The sequence below is a fragment of the Vibrio sp. 2433-A1 genome, assembly GCF_056726085.1.
Genome location: NZ_JBRESC010000010.1, coordinates 129334 through 148998 on the forward strand (window position 1 = coordinate 129334; position 19665 = coordinate 148998).

General features: G+C 45.7%; 17 protein-coding genes and 2 riboswitches. Of the genes, 6 read left to right on the top strand and 11 right to left on the bottom strand.

Translation table 11 applies throughout. The features are described 5' to 3' along the window. Positions 1–183: 183 nt before the first annotated feature. Positions 184–360, top strand: a riboswitch (Lysine riboswitch). Positions 361–473: 113 nt separating this feature from the next. Then, entirely contained in the window at positions 474–1826 is a 1353-nt protein-coding gene (lysC, locus tag ACU01J_RS12140; RefSeq protein ID WP_481085940.1) for a lysine-sensitive aspartokinase 3, read from the top strand. Positions 1827–1983: 157 nt separating this feature from the next. On the opposite strand, the gene pmbA is transcribed toward lysC, so the two are convergent. Then, complete coding sequence (pmbA, locus tag ACU01J_RS12145) at positions 1984–3327, bottom strand: metalloprotease PmbA (RefSeq protein WP_481085941.1); 1344 nt, start codon at positions 3325–3327, stop codon at positions 1984–1986. 108 nt (positions 3328–3435) lie between these two features. Between pmbA and yjgA the strand changes: the two genes are divergently transcribed. Further along, on the top strand, positions 3436–3963 hold the full coding sequence (gene yjgA / locus ACU01J_RS12150; RefSeq protein WP_481085942.1) for a ribosome biogenesis factor YjgA: 528 nt from the start codon (positions 3436–3438) through the stop codon (positions 3961–3963). A gap of 205 nt (positions 3964–4168) precedes the next feature. Here yjgA and thiQ read toward each other — a convergent pair whose 3' ends face one another. The 5 genes from thiQ to mpl form a co-directional block, all read right to left on the bottom strand. After that, positions 4169–4873, bottom strand: coding sequence for a thiamine ABC transporter ATP-binding protein (thiQ, locus tag ACU01J_RS12155; RefSeq protein WP_481085943.1), 705 nt, complete (start codon positions 4871–4873; stop codon positions 4169–4171). Further along, positions 4857–6461 carry a thiamine/thiamine pyrophosphate ABC transporter permease ThiP gene (thiP, locus tag ACU01J_RS12160; RefSeq protein WP_481085944.1) on the bottom strand — a complete coding sequence of 535 codons (1605 nt, stop codon included), beginning with the start codon at positions 6459–6461 and terminating at the stop codon, positions 4857–4859. Before thiP ends, thiQ begins: the two co-directional genes overlap by 17 nt. Before the next feature lie 9 nt (positions 6462–6470). Further along, positions 6471–7478, bottom strand: a complete 1008-nt coding sequence (gene thiB / locus ACU01J_RS12165; protein WP_481085945.1) for a thiamine ABC transporter substrate binding subunit — start codon at positions 7476–7478, stop codon at positions 6471–6473. A 54-nt stretch (positions 7479–7532) separates the two neighbouring features. After that, positions 7533–7646, bottom strand: a riboswitch (TPP riboswitch). Between the two features lie 142 nt (positions 7647–7788). After that, positions 7789–8415, bottom strand: coding sequence for a flavin prenyltransferase UbiX (locus ACU01J_RS12170; RefSeq protein WP_481085946.1), 627 nt, complete (start codon positions 8413–8415; stop codon positions 7789–7791). An 8-nt stretch (positions 8416–8423) separates the two neighbouring features. Next, positions 8424–9779, bottom strand: coding sequence for a UDP-N-acetylmuramate:L-alanyl-gamma-D-glutamyl-meso-diaminopimelate ligase (gene mpl, locus ACU01J_RS12175; RefSeq protein WP_481085947.1), 1356 nt, complete (start codon positions 9777–9779; stop codon positions 8424–8426). Between the two features lie 310 nt (positions 9780–10089). Here mpl and fbp point away from each other — a divergent pair, with 310 nt between their 5' ends. After that, complete coding sequence (fbp, locus tag ACU01J_RS12180) at positions 10090–11106, top strand: class 1 fructose-bisphosphatase (protein WP_481085948.1); 1017 nt, start codon at positions 10090–10092, stop codon at positions 11104–11106. Between the two features lie 78 nt (positions 11107–11184). Here fbp and ACU01J_RS12185 read toward each other — a convergent pair whose 3' ends face one another. Genes ACU01J_RS12185 through tamA form a run of 4 tightly spaced genes read right to left on the bottom strand, consistent with a single transcriptional unit; the run spans position 11185 to position 17458 of the window. Then, positions 11185–11544: a DUF2799 domain-containing protein gene (locus ACU01J_RS12185; RefSeq protein WP_481085949.1), complete on the bottom strand. Its 360-nt coding sequence runs from the start codon at positions 11542–11544 to the stop codon at positions 11185–11187. A 54-nt stretch (positions 11545–11598) separates the two neighbouring features. Next, complete coding sequence (locus ACU01J_RS12190) at positions 11599–11946, bottom strand: gamma-glutamylcyclotransferase family protein (RefSeq protein WP_481085950.1); 348 nt, start codon at positions 11944–11946, stop codon at positions 11599–11601. Between the two features lie 35 nt (positions 11947–11981). Then, on the bottom strand, positions 11982–15746 hold the full coding sequence (tamB, locus tag ACU01J_RS12195; protein WP_481085951.1) for an autotransporter assembly complex protein TamB: 3765 nt from the start codon (positions 15744–15746) through the stop codon (positions 11982–11984). Next, positions 15743–17458, bottom strand: coding sequence for an autotransporter assembly complex protein TamA (tamA, locus tag ACU01J_RS12200; RefSeq protein WP_481085952.1), 1716 nt, complete (start codon positions 17456–17458; stop codon positions 15743–15745). Before tamA ends, tamB begins: the two co-directional genes overlap by 4 nt. Positions 17459–17575: 117 nt before the next feature. On the opposite strand from tamA, the gene msrA reads away from it, so the two are divergent. After that, positions 17576–18202, top strand: a complete 627-nt coding sequence (gene msrA / locus ACU01J_RS12205) for a peptide-methionine (S)-S-oxide reductase MsrA (protein ID WP_481085953.1) — start codon at positions 17576–17578, stop codon at positions 18200–18202. 65 nt (positions 18203–18267) lie between these two features. Here the strand turns inward: msrA and ACU01J_RS12210 are convergent, their stop codons facing one another. Beyond that, positions 18268–18468, bottom strand: a complete 201-nt coding sequence (locus tag ACU01J_RS12210) for a DUF1107 domain-containing protein (RefSeq protein WP_053437962.1) — start codon at positions 18466–18468, stop codon at positions 18268–18270. 202 nt (positions 18469–18670) lie between these two features. Between ACU01J_RS12210 and ACU01J_RS12215 the strand changes: the two genes are divergently transcribed. Further along, positions 18671–19222, top strand: a complete 552-nt coding sequence (locus tag ACU01J_RS12215; RefSeq protein WP_481085954.1) for a YtfJ family protein — start codon at positions 18671–18673, stop codon at positions 19220–19222. An 80-nt stretch (positions 19223–19302) separates the two neighbouring features. Then, positions 19303–19584, top strand: coding sequence for a DUF2607 family protein (locus tag ACU01J_RS12220; protein ID WP_481085955.1), 282 nt, complete (start codon positions 19303–19305; stop codon positions 19582–19584). Positions 19585–19665 lie beyond the last annotated feature (81 nt).

Genomic DNA, 19665 nt, shown 5'->3' on the forward strand with positions numbered 1-19665 from the left:
TGCTTAACCACATTAATGCATATTTCCCCCACCAGCAATTAGCCCAAAGTCTTGAGGTCAAACCAGTGTCACAAGTTTGTTAATTTATAAACGCGATAAAGTTACAAATTCTCGTTGACATAAGTCACAGAAAAACGTTCAATGCTGAGTATGTGGTGAATATTTATGCCACATAGCAAATTATTTTGCAGAAGAGGAGCACTGCCCAGGTAGATATGTTGTGGAACCGCAAATCCAATACAACATATTGAGGGGGAGCAGTGCCGAGGTAGATAAAAGTTGTGGCTTACGTCTATCGGTTGCTAGGGTTGAATCCCTACGACTGTCATCAGCCCAGTCTGATGATGAGCTTCTGAGGTAGACCATTCAAATAAACACCTCTCTTTCGCTCAACTCTCTTCATCAAAGTAAACATTGGATGTTGGTATAGCTACCAAATTATATATTTTCAGGAAGTCGTGGGAGAAAACGCTGTGAGCAGTTTTAATGTAGCTAAATTTGGTGGAACAAGTGTTGCAAACTTTGAAGCAATGAGCCGTTGTGCCGCTATTATTGAAAGCAACCCAAATACTAAACTCGTAGTCAGCAGTGCTTGTTCTGGAGTGACCAACTTACTGGTTGAATTGGCTAACGGCGTACAAGATCAAACTCGTCGTAGCGAAGTACTGGCTAAACTGGCTGAGATCCATCAAGCAGTTCTGAATCAACTAGAAGATGCAGCCCAAGCTGCAAGTGAAGTGTCAGCCATTCTCGATACAGTGGCAAGCCTTGCTGAAGCCGCTTCTATTCAATCGAGCCATAAACTGACCGACCACCTTGTCGCATGTGGCGAGCTGATGTCGACTCACTTACTAACCCAATTGATGAAAGAGCGTGGTATCCAAGCCGTTCGATTCGATATCCGAGATGTGTTGCGTACTGACAGTAACTTTGGCAAAGCCGAGCCCCTTTTAGACGATATCAGCAAGCTAGCTCAGCAACGCTTAGTTCCACTTTGCCAACAGAATGTCGTGATTACTCAGGGCTTTATCGGTTCGGATGAACAAGGCAATACCACAACACTAGGTCGTGGTGGTAGTGACTACAGCGCAGCTTTAATTGCCGAAGCAGTGAAAGCATCTGGCTTAGAAATTTGGACCGACGTTCCGGGTATCTATACTACTGACCCTCGCATTGCCGCGAAAGCTTCACCAATTCCAGAGATCAGCTTTAGCGAAGCATCAGAGATGGCTAACTTTGGCGCTAAAATTCTTCACCCATCGACACTACTGCCTGCACTACGCCATGACATCCCAGTCTTTGTTGGCTCTTCAAAACAGCCAGAGAAAGGCGGTACTTGGATTCGTCATCAAGTTGAAAGCTCACCGCTATTCCGTGCGCTCGCCCTTCGCTGCAACCAAACTATGGTGACACTTCGTAGCGCAAAAATGTTCCACGCGTACGGTTTCTTAGCCAAAGTATTTGAAATCTTAGCTAAGCATAAAGTTTCTGTAGACTTGATCACTACATCAGAAATCAGCGTCTCACTCACACTCGATCAAACAGACACCTCTGGCGGCGCTCCACAACTTCCTGAAGCAGCGCGCCTAGAACTTGAAGAGTTATGTACTGTTGAAGTAGAGCACAACTTATGTCTGGTTGCCTTAATTGGTAACAACATGAGCGAAAGCAAAGGTTATGCGAAGCAAGTGTTTAGCACATTAGAAGACTTCAACCTACGTATGATTTGTTACGGTGCAAGCCCGCACAACTTGTGTTTTTTAGTCCATGAATCAGTCTCTAAACAAGCGATTCAGAAGCTACATACGGAATTGTTTGAAGGCTAAAAAACAAAAAAAGGTTGATGCGAAAACATCAACCTTTTCTTTTGTTGCCATTCCCGAGAAAAGTTGGAAACAGTAGAAAACCTTTAGAGATTCCCTACACCTTCCTTCGTCAGTCTATGGAACGACAAAAGATACGCGAACACACAGGATTTACCCTTTACTCACCAGCAACTTTCATCGTCTCAAGCAGAATCGAACCAGTTTGAATCTGAGAGCGTGTCTCGACATCATTACCGACCGCAACAATCTGGTTAAACATCTCTTTTAGATTGCTAGCAATCGTGATCTCAGAAACAGGGTATTGGATTTCGCCATTCTCAACCCAGAAACCTGCTGCGCCGCGAGAGTAATCACCAGTAACAATATTCACGCCTTGCCCCATTACTTCTGTCACCAGTAGGCCGGTGCCTAGCTCTTTCAGCATCTGGTCGAAGTCCTGGCCAGTCGACTTAACAAACCAGTTATGGATACCACCAGCATGGCCCGTTGGCGTCATGTCCATCTTACGTGCCGCATAGCTTGTCAGTAGGTAGGTTGCCAAAACACCATCGGTAATAATTTCACGGTCTTGAGTAAACACGCCTTCGCTATCAAATGGGCTTGATGCTAGACCGCGTAGCACATGTGGACGCTCTGATACGTTGAACCACTCAGGTAGCACTTGCTGACCAAGGTGATCTAATAGAAATGACGATTTACGGTAAAGGTTACCGCCACTGATCGCCATCACGAGATGACCAAGCAGACCTGTCGCAACGTCAGCGGCAAACATCACTGGGTATTTACCCGTTTTCAGTTTCTGCGCATCCAAACGACTCACGGTCTTTTCAGCCGCTTTCTGGCCAACTAATTCAGGAGTCCAAAGGTCATCTTTATGACGAGCCACCGTATAGCTGTAGTCTCGCTCCATTTCGCCATTGGCACCTTGACCAATCACACAGCAGCTAGTGCTATGACGGCTTGACGCATAACTCGCCAGCAAACCATGACTGTTACCATATACTTTCAGACCATAGTGGCTGTCGTAGCTGGCGCCGTCACTTTGCTTAATCCTGTCGCTGTACGATAGGGCTTGTTGTTCAGCCGCAATCGCGACTTGCGCAGCATAATCAGGATCTGGCGTATCTGGGTGGAATAAATCTAAATCAGGGATATCTTGCACCATTAACTCTTTCGGTGCTGGGCCTGCGTATGGATCTTCAGAGGTATACTGAGCAATATCGAGAGCAGCAAGTACCGTTTGTTGGATTGCTTTTTCACTCAAGTCTGATGTTGAAGCGCTGCCTTTGCGTTGATTACGATAAACAGTGATACCAAGTGCGCCATCACTATTAAACTCAACGTTTTCTACCTCGCACATACGGGTTGAAACACTTAAGCCAGTTGACTTGCTGATGGCAACTTCTGCCGCATCCGATTTCTCTGCGGCCATCTCTAACGCTTTTGCTACTGCGCTTTCCAACTCAACACGTTGTTGAGCCACTTGCTGTCTTACGTCCATATTTGCTTATTTCTTAAGATCAATTGCCATTAGAATAACAAGAATTTCGCTTTCTCCCCACGATTCTTGTTAAAATAGAGAAATAGATGTTCAAATTAAGGCAGAAAAATGGCACGTAAGAATCAAAAAGCGCCATGGGAAGAGGAAGAAGAGATCATTTGGGTCAGTAAGACCGAATTGAAACGCGACATGGAAGAGCTACAAAAGCTTGGTGAAGAGCTCGTAAGCCTGAAGCCGTCTGTACTAGAAAAGTTCCCTTTGAGCGAAGACCTAGCAGAAGCAATCAAAGACGCACAACGCTTTAAAAACGAAGCACGTCGTCGTCAGCTTCAGTACATTGGTAAGCTGATGCGCTTTGAAGAGACTGAGCCTCTGCAAGCGGCATTAGATAAAGTACGCAATAAGCACTCACAAGCAACTGCGGAACTGCACAAGTTAGAGCAACTTCGTGACCGTATCGTAGAAGAAGGCGATAGTGCGATTGGTGATGCAGTGGAACTATATCCAAGTGCTGATCGCCAACGTCTACGCCAGCTTGCGCGCCAAGCGGCGAAAGAAAAGGCGTCAGGTAAACCGGCAAAAGCTTTCCGTGAGATCTTCCAAGTGCTAAAAGCACTCAACGAAGAAGAGATGTAAGCTAGAAGCTAGAAGCTAGAAGCTAGAAGCTAGAAGCTAGAAGCTAGAAGCTAGAAGCTAGAAAAAGTAAGGGTTGCCGTGAAAACGTCAACCCTTTTTATGTTCAATTAATTTGTAGAGGATCTCTTCCAGCAAGTCGAGAACTGTATGAAATTCCCTACTCCTTCCTTCGTCAGTCTAGGGAATGACTAACCCTTTGCTTAGTTCATTCGCCGGCTCTGACAAATTGACTCAAAATCGAATTTGGGTGCTCAGAGGATAGTTGGCTGATCTCGCCTGCCACTTCGACCTGACCATTGGCAACGAAAATAAAGTCAGAAGCTATCGCCTTCGCATCACTAATATGGTGCGTCACCATCAATACCGTGATATTTCTCTCGTTGGCTAACTTAGCCACCAATGACAGCATCTCTTCGCGCAAAATTGGGTCTAGCGCCGAGAAAGGTTCGTCCAAAAGCCACGTCGTATGAGGCTGAACAAAACAACGAGCCAACGCCACTCGCTGACGCTGCCCCCCCGATAGCTGCTCAGGTAATCGATCCAGATACTCATCAACCCCCACTTGAGCCGCAGCCAATTCCACTTGCTGTTGCTGCTCATAGCTCAGCTTAAGACCCGGATGCAGTCCCAAACCAATATTCTGTCGCACAGTGAGGTGAGCAAACAGATTATGCTCTTGAAACAGCATCGCAAAAGGTCGTTGATAAGGCTCTAATCCAACAACCTCTTTATCTTCAACACTAATCGAGCCTTTTGCTGGCTCAATAAATCCAGCCACCAAGGCTAGTAAGGTAGACTTGCCCGCCCCACTTGGCCCCATCAAGGCGACAATCGAGCCCTGCTCAAGCGACACATCAAAGTGAAACAGCTCATTGTGATAATAATAATCGACGTTACTCAGGGTTAGCATGCTTGACCTTTTTATTTACTTTGAACAGCGTTTCAATCAAGGTGAAACACCCAACACTTAATAGCAACAATGTTACTGATACCACTGCCGCCGCTTCCATCTGATAGCTGCCTAACAGTTGGAAAAGGTACAATGGCAAGGTGCGAAATTCCTGACTACCAAATAGTGCGACTGCACTTAAGTCCCCAATAGCAAACATAAAGCTGATGGCAAACGCATGCGCAAGCGGCTTTCTTAGTGCCTTCCATTCCACCACTTTAAATCGTTGCCAACCTCGCATACCTAAACTCGCACACACATACTGGTATTGCTGCTCGACATGCAACATAGGTTGAGACAAGGTTTTAATCACATACGGTAGTCCCATCAGCGCATTGACCGCTACCACCACAACGAACGCGAGACTGAACACATCAGTAAACGAGCGTAGCAGTAAAAACAATCCAGTTGATATTACCAGGCCGGGGGTAACTAGAATGATGATGCCCATCAATTCGATATGATCAGCTCGTTTCGCTCTATCACTCAAACGCAGTCGGCGACTGGTGATCAGAATAGCCACCCCAGCCGATAGCGCGATGATACTCGCCAGTATCGCGACTTTAATTGACGCCCAGAACGCAGACCAAAAGCGTGCATCGGTTAAGACATTAATTACTTCTTTGTTGATGCCACTCAACGCCACCATTAGCAATGGTGGCACGACTAATAGTACTGCGCCGATAATCCAGCCCCAATCCCAACACTTCGACATCAAGCTATCTTTAGACAAGAAAATATCTTGCGATTGACTGCCGCTCGTGACCGAAACAGGCTTCGCAAGTCTTTGAATACTAAAAGCCATCACTCCACATAACGCCATCTGCCAAATGGCCAGTAATGCCCCAGCTTGTAAATCAAAATCAAACTTAATCGCTTGGTAGATTGCCAGCTCGATAGTGGTCGACTTTGGCCCGCCACCTAATGCCATCACAGTAGCAAAACTGGTAAAGCACAGCATAAACACCAAACCACTCACATGAGGCAGTTGCTGACGTAAGCGAGGCCACTCAATCCAGCGGAATTTATCCCAATGCCCCATACCTAGGTGGGTACATAATTTGTGCTGCTCTTGCGGAATCGACTCTAACGCTTGGAGCAGTAATCGCGTTGCATAAGGAAGATTAAAGAACACATGTGCGAGTAAGATGCCGTTCAAGCCATAGATTGAGAAAGGCAATTTACTGTCTAGAGCCTTAAACAAGGTCGCGAGCAAGCCACTGTTGCCATAAATGGCTAACAGGCCAAACACCCCAACCAATACTGGTAGCACTAAGGTAGTGGCAAACAGTTTAAGTAATAGAGTCTTACCGACAAATTGACGGCGAGAAAGTGCATGGGCGACGGGCAAAGCAAAGCCAACACTCAGTAATGTCGAGAGAAAAGATTGGTAGAAACTAAACTTCGTCACATGACGATAGTAAGGATCGTTCCAAACTACGCTGATATTTAAGGTATCAGCGTTGACCATCAATGCAGCTAGCGCTGAAACAACAAAGGTCGCGATGAAGATCGCGACCCATAGACCAATAAGAGGGGTTTTACGCAAAAGAAAGCCTTAGAAGGTTAATGCACTTTGCCATTCACGAATCCAAGATTTACGATTCTGAGCTACCTCATCAGCACTAAAGCTAAGTGCTTGGCTAGGCACCGTCAGTGTTTCGAAACCTTTAGGCAGTTCAACATTAGTCACTGGATACATCCAGTTTCCAGTTGGCATTGCTGACTGAAATTCATCACTTAAGATAAAGCTCATGAATTCATCGGCAAGCTTTTCATTTTTAGAGCCTTTTACCTTTGCTGCCACTTCGACTTGAGTGTAGTGACCTTCAGCAAAATCAGCCGCGGCATACTTCTCATCATTTTCAGCAATCAAATGATAGGCAGGCGATGTGGTATAGGAAAGTACCAAATCAGACTCGCCTTCTAGGAACATAGAGTATGCCTCTGACCAACCCTTGGTAACCGTAACGGTTTTTTTCGCGAGGTTTTGCCATGCCTCTGTTACATCATCGCCGTAGACTGACTTCATCCACAGCATCAAGCCTTGGCCTGGCGTCGAAGTGCGAGGATCTTGATAAATCACTTTCAAATCATCACGTGATTCTACTAGCTCTTTTAAGCTCTTTGGTGGATTGGCCAACGTCTCTTTGTTGTAAACAAAAGCAAAATAGCCAAAGTCATACGGCACAAAAGTCTTATCATTCCAACCGTTAGGTAGAGTCACGGAGCTAGTATCAACATTGTGCTGCGCCAATAAACCTGTTTCCTTAGCTTCCGCCATCAGATTATTGTCTAGGCCAAGTACGATATCGGCTTTGCTGTTGCCACCCTCTAGGCGCAGTCGATTTAGAATCGAAACCCCATCATCTAAGGCAACAAAGTTGACGTCACAACCACACTTTGCTTCAAACGCTTTTTCGACCGTTGGACCAGGGCCCCAATCAGCTGCAAATGAATCATAGGTATAAACCGTGAGTGTATTGTCTGCCGCGCTGGCTGAAAATGAAGCTAGAGTAACTGCCGCTAGTGCGCTGATTGAACAGGTATTTCGAGTGTTTTTCACTGCTCGCTCTCTCCTTGTATGAGCGGCACAGGTTTGAGGGATACATCGGTATGAGATAGATCCAAACTCAATTCCTACGCCAGCATTATCTGGTTCAGGTCCACGGGTCCCAAGCTAGGCTTGATCTCAGCTTCATTGCAACAATGAATTGCTCCCCGATGAGTAACGGTCAAATTGTAATAGTTATGAGACTCAATAGCCATCCCCTAAATAGGTGGAGTTGCAGCTAGGCGACAAGCAAATTCATCCCAATGAACATAGGTGCTCTATTTGATTTGGGTAAATTTGAGCAGTCAACAACGCTGCGACTTCAAATATGACGGGGGTCATAACCCCAGCGTGGAACAAGGCCCTGCTCTACGCCCAAGTGATCAAGAATACGTGCAACCATAAAATCGACTAAATCCTCAATCGACTTAGGCTGATGATAGAAACCCGGTGCGGCTGGCATAATTGTCACGCCCATCTGAGAAAGCTTATGCATGTTCTCTAGGTGTAAGGTAGAAAACGGTGTTTCACGTACCACCAACAATAACTGACCGCGCTCCTTCATCACCACATCAGCGGCACGCTCAATCAAATTGTCAGACATACCGTGGGCAATCGCGGCAACGCTTCCCGCAGAGCATGGACAAACCACCATCTGTTTCGGCGCAGCTGAGCCTGAAGCAACTGGAGAGAACCAATCATCTTTGCCACAAACGACCAGTTTTTCTGGGTCACAGTTGAGATGCTCAAACAAGCTTTGTTTCGCCGTGTCAGGGTTAGCAGACAACTTTAAGCCGTGCTCAGTTGCTAGCACGACACGCGCTGCCGAAGAGATCAGCAAATAGACCTGATAGTCTGCTGCTAACAAGCACTCTAGTAGCCTCAGTCCGTAAGGTGCACCTGATGCTCCTGTAAACGCTAATGTGATCGTTTTTTGTTGTTTACTCATGGTAATAACTATTTTTCGCCTAATTTTTCCAGTAACTTGCCGTGAATACCTTCAAAGCCACCGTTGCTCATCACTAAGATATGACTTCCCGCTTGAGCGTGAGCAACTATCTTCTCAACCAGCTCATCGACATCAGCTGAGGTGTCAGCAGGTTGATGACACTGGCTAGCAATATCTTTTACTGACCAATCAATACTGTCTGGTTGATAAAGGAATACTTGATCCGCCTTAGCCAGTGAAGCAGCCAGCGCATCTTTATGTACGCCGCGCTTCATTGTGGCGCTGCGTGGCTCTAGCACTGCAATAATGTTGTCACTGCCAACCTTATTACGTAGACCACCGAGAGTCAGCTCAATCGCGGTCGGGTGATGAGCAAAATCATCATAGACAGTCACACCATTGACCTGTCCTTTTAATTCTAGTCGACGCTTAGTGTTGATAAATTTGGCCAGTGATTCACAGGCTAACTCTGGCGTTACCCCAACATGACGCGCGGCACCAATCGCCATTAGAGCGTTATCAACGTTATGGTCACCAACAAGATCCCATTTTACGATGCCGACTTCTTCATCTTGGAAGAAGACTTTAAATTCAGAGCCATCAGCGATCAGTTTTTCTGCACGCCAGTTAGCTTGCTGACCAGTAAACTCAGTCTCACTCCAACAACCACGCTGCAGTACATCCTCTAAAGCGATATCTTGTTTTGGTGCCAGTATGCGTCCATTGCCAGGGACGGTACGCACCAAGTGATGAAACTGACGCTTAATTGCCTCTAAATCATCGAAAATATCTGCATGATCGAACTCTAAGTTGTTCATCACTAAGGTTCTTGGATGGTAATGAACGAACTTCGAGCGCTTATCGAAAAAAGCACTGTCATATTCATCCGCTTCGACAACGAAAAACATGCTTTCACCAAGGCGTGCTGAGACACCGAAGTTCCCCAGCACACCACCGACAAGGAAACCAGGCTGATAGCCGCAATCTTCAAGAATCCAAGCAAGCATACTTGAGGTGGTTGTTTTGCCATGTGTTCCCGATACCGCAAGTACCCAGCGATCATGCAGTAAAAACTCCTGTAACCACTGCGGACCAGATGTATAGCGTAAGTTGCTATTCAAAACATGTTCGACACATGGGTTGCCACGGCTCATCGCATTGCCAATCACGACAAGGTCAGGTGCAGGGTCTAGCTGAGATGGGTCAAAGCCTTCAATGATTTCAATACCTTGAGACTCTAACAGGGTACTCATCGGCGGGTAAACGTTGGCGTCACTCCCCGTCACTTTATGTCCAAGCTGACGAGCTAATACCGCTGCGCCACCCATAAATGTGCCGCAAATCCCCAAGATATGAATATGCATATACTGACCTTGTCCTAGGCAAAAATAAGTTCTTCATTATGGCGATAAAGCCGACAAAAGCGAACCACTTTGAGTAGGTAAAATCCGCTTTATCTATCTAGTTGCTCACTCTTGCACCAGCTCATGGCCCTTCGATGAACAAATGTAAGTGAACCTATTAGTCGACAAATAAATTGAGATCTCAAGCAGTTAGTTCATTACCAATAAAAAGATCTAACTCTTACACTTAGAAGCGGGTAACCCTAAAAGATCCGCAGAGGTCCCTACTACCCATCCCCTATTATTAAGATCGACTTTTTAAGGAATAACCATGTCTGGAATGCGCACCCTTGGCGAGTTCATTGTTGAAAAACAAGCGGACTTCCCCCACGCAAGCGGTGATCTATCATCCCTACTCTCTTCTATTCGTCTTGCTGCTAAAATCGTTAACCGCGAAATCAATGCTGCAGGTTTAGGTGATATTACTGGTGCAGTCGGCACTGAAAATGTCCAAGGCGAAGATCAACAAAAGTTGGATGTGTATGCCAACGATAAGTTTAAGGCTGCGCTAGAAGCACGCGATCAAGTGTGTGGTGTTGCCAGTGAAGAAGAAGATGAGGCTGTAGCGTTTAATAAAGAACTCAACAAAAATGCTAAATATGTTGTTCTGATGGATCCACTTGATGGCTCATCAAACATCGATGTCAACGTTTCTGTTGGGACGATCTTCTCAATCTACCGTCGAGTGTCACCAATCGGCACCCCACCAACAGAAGAAGATTTCCTTCAGCCAGGCCACAAACAGGTTGCGGCAGGTTATGTCATCTATGGTTCTTCAACCATGTTGGTTTACACAACAGGTCATGGCGTAAATGGTTTCACCTACGATCCATCTCTTGGCACCTTCTGTCTATCGCATGAAAACATGATGATCCCTCAAGATGGCAGTATTTACTCGATCAACGAAGGTAACTACATTCGCTTCCCAATGGGTGTGAAGAAGTACATCAAGTACTGTCAGGAAAGTGAGCCAAGTGAGAACCGCCCTTATACGTCTCGCTACATTGGTTCATTAGTGGCAGACTTCCACCGCAACTTGCTTAAAGGTGGTATCTACCTTTACCCAAGCACGCAAAGCCACCCGAATGGCAAACTGCGTCTACTTTATGAATGTAACCCAATGGCTTACATCATTGAGCAAGCTGGCGGTGTCGCATCAGATGGCGTACAACGCATTATGGATATCAAGCCAACTGAGCTGCACCAACGTGTACCATTCTTTGTTGGTTCGAAGAATATGGTGAAAAAAGTCGAACAGTTCTTAGAGCTGAACCGCGAAGAAAAGTAACCTAGTCGCTAGAACACAAAAGAGTCGACCAAGGTCGACTCTTTTTTATTGCTTCAAATATTAAACTGACGGCAAGCGCTAAAATGGAGAACCAGAGGTCGAATTTTTGCCGGAGACATAATCTTGATAGAAGAACGGATCCAATCTTTCACAAATACCGCGGTAGGGCTTACCCATCACACCTAACATATAAGCACTTTGCGAACAGTAGGTTTGTCTACCTTGCTCATAGCCATTGTCATAAGCCAGATAAAGCTCCGAATTTAGGTAACCTTGGGAATCTAACTTAGCCAGCTTGCTCTCAGATTGTTTCATAAAGCCTTGCTCGGCACGTTGCTGACCATAATCAGCCCAATCACTTGCGGCGGTAGTCATTGGCGTAGGTGCGACCGAACAACCCGCCAACATTAAAGTAATAACGACAAATAGGGTTTTCATAACTTTCTCCTTATCGAATGCCCGGTGCCGTTCACGTTCAAGCCCCAAGCTACACTACACCTTAACAGACCAGTCCCCAGAGGAAATGATTACATCCAGCTGGCTGATATCTTGATATATATAGATCCAAGCCTGACCAAAAGGCGTATCAATCAGCTCTCGTCGATAAGTCACTGGGTGATCTTCCAACAGATCAAGCTGGGCTAATGTCTCTTCATCAACAAGATAAACTTCACCAATGATGACACTATGTCCTTCTATTACGGCTGGGTAGGCCCCAAGATCATAAAGTGAGTAGATTGGCAAAGTAGTATGGTTGCCAAGCCATTGCGCCTGAGACAATAAATGATGATTGCACTCTCCGTGGCGTAACGTGCCATAGACAAAAACCAAATGTTGCATCACGACTCCTTTTGTTTTGTTTTGTTTTGTTTTGTTTAGTTGAACTCAAACTGATAAAGCAGATCAACAGCGCTATCGACACCGGTAATTGCTTCAACATAGAGATCTTGCATCAGCCGATATCGAACCGTAAATTCGCCGACAGAGTCAAATATACCGACCCCATACTTCACCTGTAATCCAGGTAGCACATAGCCACTCACCGTCACTTGTGAATCATCACCACTACCCGCGGTATCAAGCTGTAAATCTTGTACACCAAAGGCTTCACCAATTTCACCGACAACTCGACCACTCTTAGCTAAGCTTAGACCAATCAGGGTGGTAGTCATTGAGTTACCACCCGCTTCACCATCAATGTCTTGACCACGTAGCAGATACGAAAGTGCATTCGCTTGTGGCATCGCAGGATCCGAGAAAATCGTCACCGTTGGTTCACTGGCTAGGCCTGTCACTTTCACACCGGCTGTCACATCATCTTGAGTGTTTTCAGGATTGCGGATCGCTGTGATTTGCACGTATGGCTGATCCGCAGGGCCATTCATTAAGATCTTACCTTCCTGGATCAACAGGTCTTGACCAAAAGAGCGATACGAGCCATCTTCGATATTGACCTCACCAGTGATGAACGGGCCTTTATCTTTCTGAGCGACATTGAGGTTACCGACTAAACCACCTTCAAGTCCAAAGGCAGACAGCTTAAAGTCATCACCAATCTTAATATTGATATTGGTTTCAAGAACGAATGGAACACTGCTTTCTTGGTCGATCGGTTCTAGCTGGTCATTGAGCAGCACCTGATCCTTAGACACACTAATAGCACTTGGTGGCAGCTCTTCGATGACAATTCTTCCCCATGGCAACGAAATATCACCATCAATACGAGCATATTTCGGCGACACTGAAATGGTCATATCTGGTTTGACTTTCATTTTGACCATTGGCGGCACATCAACATAGAGCTCTTCAGCAAAAATACGAACATTACTGCTCCACGCTTTAAGATCATGCCAATCGGCATCCCCCGCCACTTCTAGTTTTCCATCAGGGGTATGGATTGCCGCGGCTAATAGTGCTTGATAGCCAGTAAAGTCGATCGTCAAGCGACCTGAGTCCACTTCTATAGGTGAGATATCCCCTTTCAGTGAAATGTCATCGACCAAAAACTTACCGTTTACTTTTGGCTGCATCACTGGGCCACTAAAGGCTAAATCGGTCGAAATATTCGATTTCAACTCACTGTAATCGCCAATGATAGGCTCGAGAAAGTCTAAGTTGAATGTCGTCAGCTTTAGCTTACCTTCGATCTGCTTATCATCGGTTAACACATCAGGGATCATCACTTTGCCTGAGACATCGCCATTATCTGTAATATCTAACAACCAATCCGCTTGCAGTTTGTTATCGGCAATCTCGGCGTTGAGCTGTACTTTGTCCCAACCTACTGTCACGGGTTGATCTAACTTTTGCACCACCTGACCTTTTGGCAGCTCAATCGACGCTTTTACTTGCGGAGCGGAATCTGGTGCCCATTTGGCCCAAACCTTAGCGTTGGCTTGCCCAGTTAACTTTGTCGCTTCAGGCATAAAAGCCTTTAACTGCTCAAAGTCGAATTGATTGAGGGTTAGCGCCGCTTCTCCACTTTGGCCTACCTGAATATCGTTATCTAAGCAGAGTGATGAGGCCGCTTGCAACCAACAGTGCGCCGCGACTGACACCTGTTGCGTTGCCATTTCAAAGCCTAATTTGGTCTCTTGATTAAGTCGCCATTCACCTTGCTGTGAACTCAACGTCATTCTTTCCAGAGCGCCCTGCCAAATCAGCTCTGGCTTATCCGTCAACGAGCCACTTAGCGCCAAACTGGTTGATGCAATATTCGACGCCACATCTAAGCTCAGTTGATGCGCTTGCTGTGAACCTTTAAACACCATGGCAACGCTATCGACCAAAGTATCTTGGTATTGCGCCTTTTGAACTTGCAGAGAAAGACGCCCAGCAGGTGCAGGTAACGGGGTTATATTGCCGTTTAAAGCAATATGTTCAACACTGGCTTGCTGTTGCCAATCAATCCCTTGAACATCTAGCGCAACGCCGACTTGAGGCTCTTTCAAAGCGCCACGCAGTGAAATTTCGCCAGTCGCTTTGCCACGTAAATCCGGAACCGTCTTAATCAATTCTGGGAAGTCGATGGCAAGGTCCATGCGCCACTCTTTATCAAGTTGCCCCTTCGCTTCGACCTTATTTGGACCATGAGAGAGCACTAGGCGCGGAGTAATAAAACTCAAATCACCTTTACCGCTTTGATCTGATGCTGACAATGAGCCTTCAATATTCAGTGGGTACTCTCTCAGGACCCCATCAATATCTAATGTTGGCAGCTCAACCTGCCAACCGCCTTGTGCGGTCAAACTACCTGTTGTCGCCAGCTTACCGCTGATATCGCCTTCCGCCTCCGGCCATTGCAGACCCGGCTGAATATGGGAAAGATTTAAATTAGCGGCCCAGTTTATCGGATTCTTCCAGTTAGCCATCACGTCACCAGAGACATGACCGCCTAAGGTCGCTAAATCGATTTTTCTCAACTTCACTTGGTTGAGGTCTCCATCACCTTGCAATGAAAACGCAAGGTCAGGGATATCCTTACCTTTAATGTCACTTGCGAGAGCTAGCTGATAACCATCTAGTGAACCTTTGCCTTTGAGCTTATCAATAGCAACGAAGTAGTCACCTTTACCCGTTAGCGGCCACTGGACATCAACGCCACTTAAGGAGATATCAAATGGTAATTCTGGTTTTAGTGGTTCGATATAAGCGGCCAATTTTGCCTTGGCTAACCCACCTAAGGTGGCATCTAAACTCAAGTTCGCCACACTACCGTCTGCACTCAGTTTTAACGTCTGCCCCGGCGCGATTTTGTCTTTAACCGTCGCGTCTAGATTCAAGGTCAGTGGGTAGTCGCCTTGCAGATCAACTTTCGTCACGAGAGCGGCCTGTAGTTGCGGCATATCGAGTTCAAGTGTATGCACATCGACCGTCGAACCTTTAGTGTCCACACTTAAACCAAAGTGATTGACCACAACGGGGGTCTCTTGCTCCAACTTAAAGTCATGGATATCGATACGCACGACTTCAATCTGTAACGGTAAATCGATATCAGGTAATACAATAGCTGCAGGCTTTGTACTAGCAGACTGAGGAGCTTGCTGCTCTTTAGCCACCTCCCCCGAAGGCGCTAACTTAACGGTTGGATAGGTAAGCTTGGTCGTGTTTATTCGTAAGTGATTACCTTGAAATGCAACGCCAGAGGTAAACGACTGCCAAGAGATTTGGTTGTGTAAAACATCTAACTCAATATCTGTTAATGCGATGCGATTAACCACAATCGGAATAGGCGAGGTAATCTTGCTGGTCGTTGATGTCGGCTCTTCTTCCACTGGCTCATTACTTGGAGGCAGCTCTGGCATTGAAAAACGTAACCCATCAATGGCAATCTCATCGACACACACTTTAGGTTCAGTTAGACAGTTAGCCCTAACGGCTAAGGTAATCGACTTGAGTTCAGTATCGACATTTAAAGAGTCGTCTTTGAACTTGACATTATTCAGGGTAAAACGAGGAAAGAACGCCCCTTCTGTGGACTCTACTTGAAGCTGAGGAACAAACTTCTCTGCTCCCCATAACGCAAGGTTTAAACCACTATTAGTAAATAGTAGAGTACCTAACGCAATGACAATTAGCGCGAGCAAACCAAATAAAAAAAGTGACAGCCACTTTGACCACTTAATTACCACTCGGGTCATAGCTCAGGTCCTAAGGTAAAGTGAATTTTAAACTCATCGCCTGGGTCTGCATCTAAACCCCAAGCAAAATCAAGACGAACTGGACCAACCGGTGACGCCCAACGTACGCCAATACCAGTGCCACGTTTTAGAGCGATCTCATCATTGAAGGCATCACCCACGTCGTAAAACACCGCGCCCCACCAGTTTCCGTAAACTCGGTATTGATACTCAAGTGAGCTGGTCGCCATGTATTTAGCTCCCGTTAACGCGCCACTTTTATCGGCAGGAGAGATCGACTCATAGCCATAACCACGTAAATTATTATCACCACCAGCAAAAAAACGCAGCGATGGTGAGAGCTTAGAAAAGTCATCGGCAAAATTCGCTCCACCATCAATACGGAAAATACCTCGATGATTACTACCTACCCCTCGAATCCAAGTCATGCCGCCTATTAAGCGTGTCACCCGGGTTTCTGACAACACGCTTGGATCACCATATTCGATAGTCAAGCTTTGACGATCGCCCCACATCGGCATGGAACCGCCGCGAACTCGACTGCGAGTAAATGAAATACCCGGCAGTACGAACTGCGCATTATCATCCTGTATACCTTGCTCATAGTTCTCAAGCAAGTAGCGTACGTAGAGTGTTCTATGCCAACCATTATCAAGCAGCCAGTGCCTTTCGAGCGATAAATTGGACTCTAAACTCTTCGTATCACGGTTATCTACGTTCTTTAATCCATATTGAATTCGATAATACTCATGAAGTACATCTTTAAGCGGAATACGGTAACCTGCGGTAATGGTTTGCTCGGGTGCCGAAAGAGAAAAACTACTGTCAAAGCTGTGACCGCGGCTATTCACCCACGGTTTCTTCCACTTCAAAGAGCCACGAACCCCCACATCGGTCGAGTAACCAATACCCGTTTCAAGTTGATTTCGGGCTTGCGGAGAAAGCGATACCTTCATTGGTATCTCTCGCCCTTGTCCCAACAGAGATAAGTCAGGTTCAACAAATACCGAAGAGAACCAATCGGTATTAGAGAGATTTTGGTTATATTCACCAACTTGAGAGACTAAATATGGGTCGCCACTTTTGTAAGGTGACAGTGACTCAACACGCTCTTGGTCAATTTGGCTACCAGTAATGGTGCTGTCACCAAAATGGTAACGAATGCCACTATCGTAATGTAGGCGGATAAACGCTTGATTTAGATCAGGGGCGACTTCAAGGCGACTGAGTTTAAAGTCCCCTTCAAAATAACCCTTGCGCAGTGCGAGATTACGAATACCAGATTTTAGCGCGTCATAAGCACTATGATCGAGAGCATCTCCTGGCTTAAGACCACTCTTCTTAATTAAGGCGGCAAAGTCAGGATCGTTTTTCGCTTCTCCTTCAATCTGCACATCTACTTCTTGAATAATAACCACTGGCCCCGGGGTCACTTTTACAATCAACTCACTATCATCTTCTGCAACAGAAAAGTCGAACTTGGGATGGTAGTAACCCAATGCTAGTAATGCTTCGATAATGTTACGTTCGACTCGAGCTTGAAAACGGAAATTGGTCGAATACTCTTCGGGTGGAATAGAAGATAGATACACATCAACGTTATCTTGCAACGCCCCCTCTAATCCCTCAACCGAAAGATCGACATCTTGAGCCCATGCGTGCGGAGCTACTGTAAGAAGGGTTAATAGCGCTGGTAAAGATTTTCTGATCATGCTTAATTATCTATATACATCATGTAAGGGCATAATACCGCCAGTAAAAATATAAGTCTGTACTAAAACAGTCAATTAGGCGGTCTATATAATTCTATCTCTAACAAGGAAACGACGATGCTCAACAAACAAATCCTGATATCGGCTCAAGATGCTTTGCCTGGCCGCGAGACTCCACTTGCCATCGATGATACTCATTTCGTCAATCAATCCAGTTTGACCGCAGAACCGTCTCAAGGTTGCCAACAAATACTCTTTGGTATGGGCTGCTTCTGGGGTGCAGAGCGCTTATTTTGGCAACTTGATGGAGTCATTAGTACTTCAGTTGGTTACTCAGGAGGCTTTACCGTAAACCCGACCTACGAAGAAGTTTGTTCTGGCCAAACCGGGCATACCGAAGTGGTGCGCGTCATCTTTGATACCAATGTGATTACTTTGCAGCAGTTACTACGCACTTTCTGGGAGAAGCATGACCCAACCCAAGGAATGCGCCAGGGCAATGATCTAGGAACCCAATACCGCTCAGCCATCTATGTATTTAACGAAGAACAACTGCAAGTAGCCTGTGATTCTAAAGAGGAATATCAGGCCTTATTGGGCAGTGGTAAGGGTACCATAACCACAGATATCTTACCGGCTGGCAAATACTATTTTGCTGAAAACTACCACCAACAATATCTCGCTAAGAACCCTAATGGCTATTGTGGTATCGGTGGGACAGGCGTCTGTTTTCCGTCTCAATAACAAATAGTAAAAAGTCGCCACTTGGCGACTTTTTTATGCAACGAGGAACAAGCAACGCTCAATCATTAGATAGGTAACGCAGCAATCGCTTGATTAATTTCTTTGAACGTCAGGAGTTTTTGCGGGTCCTTGACATCAGGTAGCAGCACCTTGCCATTGTCAAAGTTGAACTCCCCCACACCTGAAATAACGAACTGACCTTTAAACAAAGTTTTAACAAATCGAGCCACTTGGCGTGGTCGATAGATAGTAAACTCACGTAGCATAACAACTCCAATATCCTTTTGTGACGCCACCTCACGGGGCAGATGTTCTATTCCTTAGAACTTGTACGGCATTATATACAACTCGTTTATAATGTATATCATTTTGTTAATTATTTGGGCTATTTCACTTCATGGAGACTCCTACCACCACTTAATGAATTTTCGGTATATACTTTTGGCGCTTATCAAAAGGAAGATAACAATGAAAACTAAAACTCTACTCGCAATTGCGATTGCATGCTCTCCAGCACTAGCAATGGCGCACAACATCTCTGTAGGTCAATCGTTACCAAGCGTGGATGTAACTAGCCATGGCGAAATCGTCGTACAAGGTAAAGAGACCGCTTTCCAACCTTGGTCGACACAAAGTATGTTAGGCAAAGTCCGTGTGATTCAAGCGATTGCAGGACGCAGCAGTGCAAAAGAAATGAATGCACCACTGATGGCGGCAATCACAGCAGCAAAATTCCCAGAGCAAAACTACCAAACAACGTCGATCATTAACCAAGATGATTCCATTTGGGGGACAGGGTCATTTGTAAAGTCTTCAGCTCAAGACAGCAAGAAAGAGTTCCCATGGTCATCAATGGTGTTAGATGAGGATGGTTCTGTTGCCAATGCATGGGATCTCGCCAGTGAATCATCGGCGATCATTGTCCAAGACAAACAAGGTAAAGTACTGTTTGTTAAAGAAGGCACATTAAATGAACAAGAGATCCAGCAAGTACTGACGTTAGTGAAAGAGAACATCTAACTCTTGGCCTGATTGATATCGTGTTTTACAAGGAATTGTTATAGTATAACAATTCCTTTTGTTCATCTGATGATATCGCTTTGTCTCTATTTCGCTTAGTTTCGACACGTACCGCTGTCTGCGCTATTGCACTCGTGCTGTGGCTAAACTTTGCGTACATCGAGCACCAATATGAGCAAACGCAGTCACAACATAGCCAACATCGTTGCCAGCTATTTGCCTGCGCTCTGCATGGCACCAGTGCCTTTGTCGTCACGCTACCAGTGATAACGTCATCCGAACCCCATCACCTTGAGTCATTTTACTACTTCGTAGAAAGCGTCTTCTTTGCTTATCTTGCACGCTCACCCCCCGCCTCTTGATTACAATATTTAAAACACCAGATTCACAGGCAAACCCGCTCTGTGATTACACTCTGCATTACAATATTTTCAGGAAAGACA

What these genes read in the sequence shown, in the direction of transcription:
- pmbA (WP_481085941.1), bottom strand. Translation starts at nt 3,327, where the DNA reads ATGGACGTAAGACAGCAAGTGGCTCAACAACGTGTTGAGTTGGAAAGC.
- yjgA (WP_481085942.1), top strand. Translation starts at nt 3,436, where the DNA reads ATGGCACGTAAGAATCAAAAAGCGCCATGGGAAGAGGAAGAAGAGATC.
- thiQ (WP_481085943.1), bottom strand. Translation starts at nt 4,873, where the DNA reads ATGCTAACCCTGAGTAACGTCGATTATTATTATCACAATGAGCTGTTT.
- ACU01J_RS12170 (WP_481085946.1), bottom strand. Translation starts at nt 8,415, where the DNA reads ATGAGTAAACAACAAAAAACGATCACATTAGCGTTTACAGGAGCATCA.
- mpl (WP_481085947.1), bottom strand. Translation starts at nt 9,779, where the DNA reads ATGCATATTCATATCTTGGGGATTTGCGGCACATTTATGGGTGGCGCA.
- fbp (WP_481085948.1), top strand. Translation starts at nt 10,090, where the DNA reads ATGTCTGGAATGCGCACCCTTGGCGAGTTCATTGTTGAAAAACAAGCG.
- ACU01J_RS12185 (WP_481085949.1), bottom strand. Translation starts at nt 11,544, where the DNA reads ATGAAAACCCTATTTGTCGTTATTACTTTAATGTTGGCGGGTTGTTCG.
- ACU01J_RS12190 (WP_481085950.1), bottom strand. Translation starts at nt 11,946, where the DNA reads ATGCAACATTTGGTTTTTGTCTATGGCACGTTACGCCACGGAGAGTGC.
- tamB (WP_481085951.1), bottom strand. Translation starts at nt 15,746, where the DNA reads ATGACCCGAGTGGTAATTAAGTGGTCAAAGTGGCTGTCACTTTTTTTA.
- tamA (WP_481085952.1), bottom strand. Translation starts at nt 17,458, where the DNA reads ATGATCAGAAAATCTTTACCAGCGCTATTAACCCTTCTTACAGTAGCT.
- msrA (WP_481085953.1), top strand. Translation starts at nt 17,576, where the DNA reads ATGCTCAACAAACAAATCCTGATATCGGCTCAAGATGCTTTGCCTGGC.
- ACU01J_RS12210 (WP_053437962.1), bottom strand. Translation starts at nt 18,468, where the DNA reads ATGCTACGTGAGTTTACTATCTATCGACCACGCCAAGTGGCTCGATTT.
- ACU01J_RS12215 (WP_481085954.1), top strand. Translation starts at nt 18,671, where the DNA reads ATGAAAACTAAAACTCTACTCGCAATTGCGATTGCATGCTCTCCAGCA.